Here is a 9,790-nt window from a genome sequence, read left to right as displayed (position 1 = left end):
GGGCGACTAGACTTCCATATCGCCGTGCCCGGCCACCCCCCGGGCCCGCCCCCCGCCCCCCGCTCCCGGCGGACCACCCACCCGCCGCCCAGACCACGAAGGACGTTGATGGACGCGACAGCCCAGCAGGGACACGACGCGCAGACGATGCGCCCCGCCCGCCCCCGGCCGCTGAGCCTCGCGGAGACCGCCCGGCTCGCGGGCGGGACGGCGCCGTCCCGCGCGGTGGAGGTCACCGGCATCGCCCTGGACTCCCGGGAGCTGCGCCCCGGGGACCTCTATGCGGCGCTGCCCGGCGCCCGCACCCACGGCGCCCGCTTCGGCGCGGCCGCCCAGCGCTCCGGCGCCGCCGCGGTGCTCACCGACGACGAGGGCGCCGCAATCCTCCGGGACGCCGGCATCGGGCTGCCCGTGGTCGAGGCCCCGGACCCCCGCCGGTCCGTGGGGGCGATCGCCGCACGCGTCTACGGCTCCCGGCCGGAGGACGGGACCGCCCCGGCCCTGTTCGCGGTGACCGGCACCAACGGCAAGACGACCACGACCTACTTCACCAACTCGGTGCTCCGCGCCCTGGGCCGGCGCACGGGCCTGATCGGGACCATCGAGATCCTCGCCGGCGACGAGTCGATCCCCTCCCGGCTCACCACCCCGGAGGCCCCGCACGTGCACGCGCTGCTGGCGCTCATGCGCGAGCGCGGCATCACGGCGGCGTCCATGGAGGTCTCCTCCCACGCCCTGCAGTTCCACCGGGTGGACGGCGTCCGCTTCGACGTCGCCGGGTTCACCAACCTGACCCAGGACCACCTCGACCTGCACGGGTCGATGGACGAGTACTTCGCGGTCAAGGCCCAGCTGCTCACCCCGGAGCGGACCCGCCGGGCCGTCGTCGTGGTCCAGGACGAGGACGACGTCTGGGGCCTGCGGATGGCCGAGCACGCGCGGGAGCGGCTCGGCCCGGACCTCGTCGACACGATCGCCCTGCGCGGCGGCGTGCCGGGGGACCGGGACGCCGGACCGGGCCGGCACGGCGCGGACTGGACGCTGACCAGCCTGACCCGCCGCGGGATCGGGCACTCCTTCGCGCTGCGGCACCGGGACGGCCGCACACTGCGCGTGTCCACGGGCCTGCCGGGCGACTTCAACGTGGCCAACGCCGCGCTCGCCGTGGTCATGGTCGTGGCCTCCGGGGTCGACGTCGCCGACGTGCAGCGCGTCCTCGACGAGGCGGACCCCCTCACCACGGACGTGCCGGGGCGGATGCAGCTCATCGGCACGCAGCCCACCGCCGTCGTCGACTTCGCGCACAACCCGGACGCCCTGCGCCGCGCGCTCGCCGCCGTCGAACCGCCGGACGAGGAGGGCCGCGTGATCGTGGTCTTCGGCGCCACGGGGGAGCGGGACCGCTCCAAGCGCCCGGTCATGGGGGAGATCGCCGCCCGCCACGCGGACGTGGTGATCATCACGGACGACGACCCGCACGACGAGGACGCCGGCGCGATCCGCGCCGAGGTCGCGGCCGGGGCGTTCGCGGCCCGCGACGCCGGCGCCCGGGCCCAGGAGGTGCTCGTGCTCGAGCCCCGCACCGTGGCCATCCGCGCCGCGGTGGCCATGGCGGGGCGCACCGACTCCGTGCTCGTGGCCGGCCGCGGGCACGAGACGGTCCAGGAGATCCGGGGCGTGGACCACCCGCTGGACGACAGGGAAGAGCTGCGGGCCGCGCTGGCCGACGGGCAGCAGGACCGTTGGGAGAACCGATGATCGACCTCACCGCCGCACAGCTCGCGCAGATCACCGGCGGGCGCGCCGTCGGCGCCGCCGCCGCGGCGCCCGTCGTCCGCCACGTCGCGACCGACTCCCGCGAGGCGCGTCCCGGCACGCTGTTCGTCGCCAAACCGGGGGAGGTCACCGACGGCCACGAGTACGTGGGCGCGGCCTTCGCCGCCGGCGCCGTCCTCGCCCTCGTCGAGCACGAGGTCTCCGACGCCGCGGGGGTCACCTACCCGGGCGTGCTGGTCCCCGACGTGGTGGAGGCGATGGGCCGGCTGGCCGCCTGGGTCGTGGCCCAGCTGCGCGCCGACCACGAGGTGAAGGTCATCGCCGTCACCGGATCCGTCGGCAAGACGACCACCAAGGACCTCCTGCGGGGCATCTTCGCCGCGGAGGGTCCCACGGTCGCGCCCCGCGGTTCGTACAACGGGGAGGTCGGCGTGCCGCTGACCGTCTTCGAGGCCGAGCCGGACACCCGGTTCCTCATCATCGAGATGGGCGCCACCCGGATCGGCAACATCGACTACCTGTGCCGGATGGTCCGCCCCGACATCGGGGTGGTGCTGTGCGTGGGCTCCGCCCACGCCGGCGAGTTCGGCGGGGTCGCCAACATCGCCCGCGCCAAGGGCGAGCTCGTCGAGTCCCTGCGGGGCGACGGCGTGGCGGTCCTCAACGACGACGACCCCCTGGTCCGCCAGATGCACCGTCGCACCGCCGCGCCCGTGCTGTTCTTCGGGGAGTCCCCGGCGAACGCGCTGCCCGACGTCCCGGCCGCCCGGGTGCACGCCTCCGAGATCCGCCTCGGGCCCGGCGGCAGCCCGGAGTTCCTCCTGCACCTCCCGGACGGCTCCGCGCACCGGATCGTCTCCCGGCTCATCGGGGAGCACCACGTCTCCAACCTGCTCGCGGCCGCCTCCGCGGCCTTCGTGGCCGGGGTCGCCCCGGAGCGGATCGCGGCCTCGCTCAACGCCCAGGGCGCCGCGAGCCGGTGGCGGATGGAGCGCACCGAGCGGGCCGACGGCGTCACGGTGGTCAACGACGCCTACAACGCCAACCCGCAGTCGATGCGCGCCGCGCTGCAGACCCTGGCCCAGCTGGGCCGCGGCTCCGCCGGGTCCGCGCCCCGCCGCACCTGGGCGGTGCTCGGGGGCATGCTCGAGCTCGGCGACAGCACGATCGAGGAGCACGACGCCCTGGGCCGCATGGTGGTCCGGCTCAACATCTCCAAGCTGATCGCCGTGGGCGACCTCGCCCGCCCGGTCTACGACGCCGCCCAGCTCGAGGGCTCGTGGGGCAACGAGGCCACCTGGGCGGCGACCGCGGAGGACGCCGAGGAGATCCTGCGCCAGGAGCTGGCACCGGGTGACATCGTGCTCTTCAAGTCCTCCAACGCCGCCGGTCTCCGGGTGCTGGGGGACCGGGTCGCGGCCGACGCCGGGGACGGCGCCGGCGGGCCCGCCCCGGGCAACGACGCCCCGGCGCGCGGCGACCACTGGCCCTCAGCCGGTCCCTTCGTCAACGCCTCCCTCGACCCGAGCGGGAGGCCCACCACCCCGGGCCCCTCCGCGGACGGGAACGAGCCGGCATGATCCAGATCCTCATGGCGGCCTGCTTCGCCCTGGTCCTGTCCCTCTTCGGCACCCCGGCCTTCATCAAGTTCCTCGCCCGGCGCGGCTACGGCCAGTTCATCCGGGACGACGGGCCCACCAGCCACCACACCAAGCGCGGGACGCCCACCATGGGCGGCGTGGCGATCCTCGGCTCCGTGGTGGTCGCCTACGCGCTCACGCACCTGATCTCCGGGGTGCTGTGGCCCTCCTACGGGGGCGTCACCCTCTCCGGGCTCTCCGCGCTGCTGCTGATGCTCGGCATGGGCTTCGTCGGGTTCATCGACGACTACAAGAAGATCGCCAAGAAGCAGAACCTCGGGCTCAGCCCCGTGGGCAAGATCGTCCTGCAGGGCCTCATCGGCACCGCCTTCGCCCTGCTCGTGCTGCTCGTGCCCGGTCCGCAGGGCATGACCCCCGCGTCCTCGGCGATCTCCATCACCCGGGACACCGCCCTCGACCTCGCCTTCGCCGGCACCGCGGTCGGGGCCGTCCTCTTCGTGATCTGGGTGAACCTGATCGCCACCGCCACGACCAACGCCGTGAACCTCACCGACGGCCTCGACGGCCTCGCCACCGGGGCGTCCATCCTCGTGTTCAGCGGCTACCTGCTGATCGCCATGTGGCAGAACACCCACCTGTGCGGAGCCGTGGCCGAGGGGGTCTGCTACGAGGTGCGCGACGCCGCCGACCTCGCCCTCACCGCCGCCGCGCTGGTCGGGGCCCTGGTGGGCTTCCTATGGTGGAACACCTCCCCGGCGAAGATCTTCATGGGCGACACGGGATCGCTGGGCCTCGGCGGCGCGCTCGCCGCGTTCGCGGTGCTCACCCGCACCGAGCTGCTGCTGGTGCTCATCGCCGGGCTGTTCGTGATCATCACGGTCTCCGTCATCCTGCAGGTCGGCTACTTCAAGCTCTCCGGCGGCAAGCGCATCTTCAAGATGGCGCCGCTGCAGCACCACTTCGAGCTCAAGGGCTGGAACGAGGTGACCATCGTGGTCCGCTTCTGGATCATCGCCGGGCTGTTCGTCGCGGCCGCGCTCGGCGTCTTCTACGGCGACTGGCTGCTCTCCCACGGAGGAATGATCCAATGATCCACGCGAGCAACGACAACCCCGTCCTGGACCGGCCGCGCCTGGCCGGGCTCACCACGTGGGACGCCGACTGGGCCGGGCTGCGCGTGGTCGTCGCCGGCATCGGCCTGTCGGGCTTCGCCGCCGCGGACACCCTGATCGAGCTCGGCGCCCGCGTCGTCGTCGTCGACGGGGCGGACACCCCGGAGAACCGGGCGAAGGCCGACACCCTGCGGATCGTGGGCGCCGTCGACGTCCTGCTGGGGGAGGCCGCCCAGGGGGCCGTGCCCGACGTCGAGGGCGAGCGCCCCGACCTGGTCGTCACGTCCCCGGGGCTGCGGCCCGACCACCCCCTGCTCGCCGCCGCGGCCGCCGAGGGCGTCCAGATCTGGGGCGACGTGGAGCTCGCCTGGCGGGTGCGCGAGCGCGCCGGGCGCAGGACCGCCGAGTGGGTGTGCATCACCGGGACCAACGGCAAGACCACCACGGTCGGGATGACCGCGTCGATGCTGCAGGCCGCCGGGCTCACCGCGGCCGCCGTCGGCAACGTGGGCACCCCCATCCTGGACGCGCTGCGCGAGCCGGTCGAGCACGACGTCCTCGCCGTGGAGCTCTCCAGCTTCCAGCTGCACTGGACGTCCTCGATGTCGCCGCTGGCGTCCGTGGTGCTCAACGTGGCCGAGGACCACGTGGACTGGCACGGCGGCTACGAGAACTATGTAGCGGACAAGTCCCGCATCTACGAGCACACCCGGGTGGCGTGCGTCTACAACGCCCAGCAGGCCGAGACCGTGCGCATGGTCGAGGAGGCCGACGTCGTGGAGGGCTGCCGCGCCGTGGGCTTCACCCTCGAGACCCCGGACGTCAGCATGCTCGGCGTCGTGGAGGACCTGCTCGTGGACCGCGCCTTCCTCGACGACCGCCGGGGCTCCGCCCTCGAGCTCGCCTCCATCACCGACACCGGCCCCCTCCCCACGCCCCACGGCGTGGCCAACGCGCTGGCCGCCGCGGCCCTGGCCCGGGCCGCCGGCGCCCCGCCGGAGGCCGTGCGGGAGGGGCTGCGCGCCTGGGAGCCCGGCGACCACCGGATCCAGGCCGTCGCCACGACCCACGGCGTGCTGTGGATCAACGACTCCAAGGCCACCAACCCGCACGCCGCCGACGCAGCCCTGGCCGCGTTCGACTCCGTGGTGTGGATCGCCGGCGGCCTGTCCAAGGGCGTCTCCTACGACCGGCTCGTCGCCCGGCACGCCGGCCGGCTGCGCACCGTGGTGCTCATCGGCACGGACAACGACTCGCTGCTGGCCGCGCTCGCCGCGCACGCCCCCGAGGTCCCCGTCCTGCGGACCGCCGAACGTCCCGGCCCCGCGGCGGGCGACGCCGTGATGGGCGAGGCGGTGCGGCTCGCCCACGAGGTCGCCCGGAAGGGCGACACGGTGCTGATGGCCCCGGCGTCCGCCTCGATGGACCAGTTCAGCTCCTACGCCCACCGCGGTGACGCGTTCGTCCGGGAGGTCGCGGACCTCGTGGGACGGCTCTCGTGACGCAGGTGCAGGACCGGGCGGGGCTCGCGGAGACGGCCCGCGGCTCCCTGGGCGGGGCGCGCCGCTTCTGGCGTGCCCTCGTGGACGGCCCCCTCATCCACTCCTACTACGCGCTGGCCGGCTCCGTGCTGCTGCTCACGGCCATCGGCATCATGATGGTCCTCTCCGCCTCGGCGGTCGAGTCGATCTCGGCGCAGGAGTCCGCGTACTCGTACTTCGTCAAGCAGGCCACCTTCGGGGGGATCGGCGTGGTCCTGATGTTCGCGCTGTCCTTCGTGCCCACCGCCTGGTACCGCCGGGGCGCCACCGGACTGCTGGTCCTCGCCGTGCTGCTGCTCATGCTCGTCTTCACCCCGCTCGGACAGGAGATCAACGGCAACCGGAACTGGATCGTGGTGGGCGGGCAGACCTTCCAGCCCTCCGAGGCCGCCAAGCTCGCCGTGGCGATCTGGCTGGCCATGGTCCTGGCCCGGCAGGGCGACGCCGTGCGCGACTGGCGCCAGGCCCTGTGGCCGTCCGGGCTGGGCATCGGGATCCCCGCCGCGATGATCGTGCTGGGCGACGACGTCGGCACGGCCCTCGTCTTCGTGCTGATCTACGGGGCCGCCCTGTTCTTCGCCGGGGCGCCGTTGCGGCTGTTCGCGATCGCGGCCGCCGGGGCCGCGCTGGTCGGCACGCTGGCCGTGGTCACCGCGCCCCACCGCGTGGACCGGATCACCGGCTGGCTGTTCGGCGAGTGCGGCGCCACCGACGCCTGCTACCAGTCCCAGCAGGGGCTCAACGCCCTCGCCTCGGGCGGCTGGTGGGGCGTGGGGCTGGGCCAGTCCCGGCTCAAGTACAACTACGTCCCCGAGGCGCACAACGACTACATCTTCTCGATCATCGGCGAGGAGCTGGGCCTGCTGGGCACGGTGCTGATCCTCGCCCTCTTCGCGGTCATGGCCCTGGCGATGGCCCGGGTCATCCTGCGCGCCCGCAGCGGCTTCGTCCGGATCGCCACCGCCTGCATCGTGACCTGGCTGGTCGGCCAGGCGTTCATCAACATCGGCATGGTCACGGGGGTGCTGCCCGTGATCGGCGTCCCCCTCCCGTTCATCAGCTACGGTGGGTCGTCGCTGCTGATGAGCCTCGCGGCCGTCGGCGTCGTGATGTCCTTCACCCGGCTGCCGCGCCGGATCCAGGTCCCCACCCGCACCCCCCGCCCCCGCACCCCGAACGAGGATCGCGCATGACACCGTCCGAACCCACCACCGGAGGCCCCGCGCCGTCGGTCCTGCTGGCCGGCGGGGGCACCGCCGGGCACGTCAGCCCCCTCCTGGCCGTGGCGGCCGCGCTGCGGGAGCAGGCCCCGGCGGCCCGCCTCACGGCGGTGGGCACCGCGTCCGGGATGGAGACCCGGCTCGTCCCGCAGGCCGGGCTCGAGCTCGAGCTCGTCGACCGGGTCCCGCTGCCCCGCCGGCCCTCCGTGGACCTCGTCCGGCTGCCCGGACGGCTCCTCGGCGCCGTGCGGCAGGCCGGGGAGATCCTCGACCGCGTCCGGCCGGACGTGGTGCTGGGCGTCGGGGGCTACGTCTGCACCCCCGTCTACCTCGCCGCCGCCCGGCGCGGGCTGCCCATCGTGGTGCACGAGGCCAACGCCCGCCCCGGTCTGGCCAACCGGGTCGGCGCGCGCTGGGCCAGGACCGTGGCCGCCGCGTTCCCCGGCACCCCGCTGCGCGGAGCCGTCACCGTCGGCATGCCCATGCGCCGGGAGATCTCCCACCTGGACCGGGAGGCGCTGCGCGCCGAGGCCCGCCGGTCCTTCGGGCTCGACCCCGACCTGCCCACCGTCGTGGTCACCGGCGGCTCCTCGGGCGCCCTCGCCATGAACCGCACCGTGGCCGGCGTCGTCGAGGAGGTCGCCGCGCGCGGCTACCAGCTCCTCCACGTCACCGGCCGGGGCAAGCAGCTCACCCGGGACGACGGCGCGCCGCTGAGCGCCCCCGGCTACGTGCAGGTCGAGTACGTGGACGGCATGGAGCGCGTCTACGCCGCCGCGGACCTGCTCGTGGCCCGCGCCGGCGCCGCGACCGTCTCGGAGGTCGCCGCCGTCGGCCTGCCCGCCGTGTTCGTCCCGCTGCCCGTCGGCAACGGCGAACAGGCGCTCAACGCCGCCTCCCTGGTGGCGGCCGGCGCGGCGCAGCTCGTCGCCGACGACGCGTTCACCCCCGACTGGTACCGCCGGAACGTGCACCCCCTGCTGGCCGACCCCGGCCGCCTCGCCGCGATGGCCGCCGCGAGCCGCGCCCACGGCGTGCGCGACGCCGACACCGTGCTGGCACGGATGATCCTCGAGGAGGTCCCCGTTGAGCGCTGAGCACGAGACCGACCCCGCGCTGCTGGGCCGGGTCCACTTCATCGGGATGGGCGGCGCGGGGATGTCCGCCGTCGCCAAGCTGATGCTCGCCCGCGGGGTCCCGGTCAGCGGCTCCGACCGCCAGGACTCCCCGGCGCTGCGCCAGCTCCAGGACCTGGGCGCCACCGTGCACGTGGGCCAGCGCGCCGAGCACGTGGACGGGGCGCAGACCGTGGTCGTGTCCACCGCGATCCCGCCCGAGGACCCCGAGTACTCCGCCGCCCGGGCCGCGGGGCTGCGCGTGCTGCACCGCTCCGAGGCCCTCGCGGCCGCGATGCACGGCCGCGCGGTCGTGGCGGTGGCCGGCACGCACGGCAAGACGACCACGAGCGCCATGGCCGCGCTCGCGCTGCACACTGCCGGGCTGGAGCCCTCCTGGGCCATCGGCGCGCACGTGGCCGACCTCGGCTCCAACGCGGCCCTCGGCACGGGTCCGTGGTTCGTGGCCGAGGCCGACGAGTCGGACGGCTCCTTCCTCGCGTACGGTCCGCGGATCGCCGTGGTCACGAACATCGAGCCCGACCACCTCGACTACTACGCCTCCCGCGAGGCCTTCTACCGGGCCTTCGACGAGTTCGCCGCGACCCTGCCCGCGGACGGGCTGCTCGTGGCCTGCCAGGACGACCCCGGCTCCCGGGCGCTCGCGGAGCGCCACCGGTCCGCCGGCGGACGGGTGGTCAGCTACGGCACGGAACCGGGCTCCGACGTCCGGGTGCTCCCCGGGGAGGCCGACGGGCTGCGCACCAGCAGCACCCTGCTTCTGGGCGAGGGCGCCGACCGCCGCGAGGAGCGGCTCGAGCTCGTGGTGCCGGGCCGGCACAACGTCCTCAACGCGACCGCCGCCTTCTGCGTGGCCGTCGAGGCCGGCGTCCCTCCCGCGGACGCGGTGCGCGGGCTGGCCGGCTTCCACGGCTCCGCCCGGCGCTTCGACCTGCGGGGCGAGGTGGACGGGGTCCGGGTCTTCGACGACTACGCCCACCACCCGACCGAGGTGGTCGCGGCGCTCACGGCCGCGCGGGAGGTCGCGTCCGGGCACCGGGTGATCGCGATCTTCCAGCCGCACCTGTTCTCCCGCACGCGCGAGTTCGCGGCCGAGTTCGCCGACGCCCTGGCGCTGGCCGACGAGGCCCTCGTCATCGACATCTTCGCCGCGCGGGAGCAGCCCGTCGACGGCCTCACGAGCCGGATCGTCACCGACCGCGCCCCCGCCCACGTCCGCTACGTGCCGGACGGCGCCGACGCGGTCGCAGAGGCCGCGGCGGCCGCACGCCCCGGGGACCTGGTGCTCACGGTGGGCGCCGGGGACGTCACCGCCCTCGGGCCCCGGCTCGTGGACCGCCTCGGGGCCCGCTGATGAGCCGGCACGGCCGCCCGCACCAGCCCCGCTTCGGGGACCCGGCCGGG

General features: G+C 74.8%; 7 protein-coding genes. All 7 read left to right on the top strand.

Features of this window, described 5'->3' with window-relative positions; translation table 11 throughout:
• Window positions 1–108 precede the first annotated feature (108 nt).
• Genes CRM73_RS16515 through murC form a run of 7 tightly spaced genes read left to right on the top strand, consistent with a single transcriptional unit; the run spans window position 109 to window position 9,740 of the window.
• Window positions 109–1,758 (top strand): UDP-N-acetylmuramoyl-L-alanyl-D-glutamate--2,6-diaminopimelate ligase, encoded by a 1,650-nt coding sequence (locus CRM73_RS16515; RefSeq protein WP_229588553.1) that lies wholly within the window; start codon window positions 109–111, stop codon window positions 1,756–1,758.
• Window positions 1,755–3,356, top strand: coding sequence for a UDP-N-acetylmuramoyl-tripeptide--D-alanyl-D-alanine ligase (gene murF / locus CRM73_RS16510; protein ID WP_229588551.1), 1,602 nt, complete (start codon window positions 1,755–1,757; stop codon window positions 3,354–3,356). Before CRM73_RS16515 ends, murF begins: the two co-directional genes overlap by 4 nt.
• Complete coding sequence (gene mraY / locus CRM73_RS16505) at window positions 3,353–4,468, top strand: phospho-N-acetylmuramoyl-pentapeptide-transferase (RefSeq protein WP_229588549.1); 1,116 nt, start codon at window positions 3,353–3,355, stop codon at window positions 4,466–4,468. Before murF ends, mraY begins: the two co-directional genes overlap by 4 nt.
• Entirely contained in the window at window positions 4,465–5,991 is a 1,527-nt protein-coding gene (gene murD / locus CRM73_RS16500) for a UDP-N-acetylmuramoyl-L-alanine--D-glutamate ligase (RefSeq protein WP_126346386.1), read from the top strand. Before mraY ends, murD begins: the two co-directional genes overlap by 4 nt.
• Window positions 5,988–7,223: a putative lipid II flippase FtsW gene (ftsW, locus tag CRM73_RS16495; RefSeq protein WP_229588547.1), complete on the top strand. Its 1,236-nt coding sequence runs from the start codon at window positions 5,988–5,990 to the stop codon at window positions 7,221–7,223. Before murD ends, ftsW begins: the two co-directional genes overlap by 4 nt.
• The gene (murG, locus tag CRM73_RS16490) at window positions 7,220–8,347 is read left to right on the top strand and encodes an undecaprenyldiphospho-muramoylpentapeptide beta-N-acetylglucosaminyltransferase (protein WP_115162570.1); all 1,128 of its coding nucleotides are present in this window, start codon (window positions 7,220–7,222) and stop codon (window positions 8,345–8,347) included. The genes ftsW and murG overlap by 4 nt, the downstream gene beginning before the upstream one ends.
• Window positions 8,337–9,740 (top strand): UDP-N-acetylmuramate--L-alanine ligase, encoded by a 1,404-nt coding sequence (gene murC / locus CRM73_RS16485; RefSeq protein ID WP_035924054.1) that lies wholly within the window; start codon window positions 8,337–8,339, stop codon window positions 9,738–9,740. The genes murG and murC overlap by 11 nt, the downstream gene beginning before the upstream one ends.
• Window positions 9,741–9,790 lie beyond the last annotated feature (50 nt).

Source organism: Kocuria sp. CCUG 69068 (assembly GCF_020833785.1).
Classification (GTDB): Bacteria; Actinomycetota; Actinomycetes; order Actinomycetales; family Micrococcaceae; genus Kocuria; species Kocuria rosea.
Note: the sequence above shows the minus strand (reverse complement) of the source record. Positions and strands in the feature narration are given on the sequence as shown.

Excerpts from the sequence above, each read along its gene's own strand:
- CRM73_RS16515 (WP_229588553.1), top strand. The coding sequence starts at position 109 with ATGGACGCGACAGCCCAGCAGGGACACGACGCGCAGACGATGCGCCCC.
- mraY (WP_229588549.1), top strand. The coding sequence starts at position 3,353 with ATGATCCAGATCCTCATGGCGGCCTGCTTCGCCCTGGTCCTGTCCCTC.
- murF (WP_229588551.1), top strand. The coding sequence starts at position 1,755 with ATGATCGACCTCACCGCCGCACAGCTCGCGCAGATCACCGGCGGGCGC.
- murD (WP_126346386.1), top strand. The coding sequence starts at position 4,465 with ATGATCCACGCGAGCAACGACAACCCCGTCCTGGACCGGCCGCGCCTG.
- murG (WP_115162570.1), top strand. The coding sequence starts at position 7,220 with ATGACACCGTCCGAACCCACCACCGGAGGCCCCGCGCCGTCGGTCCTG.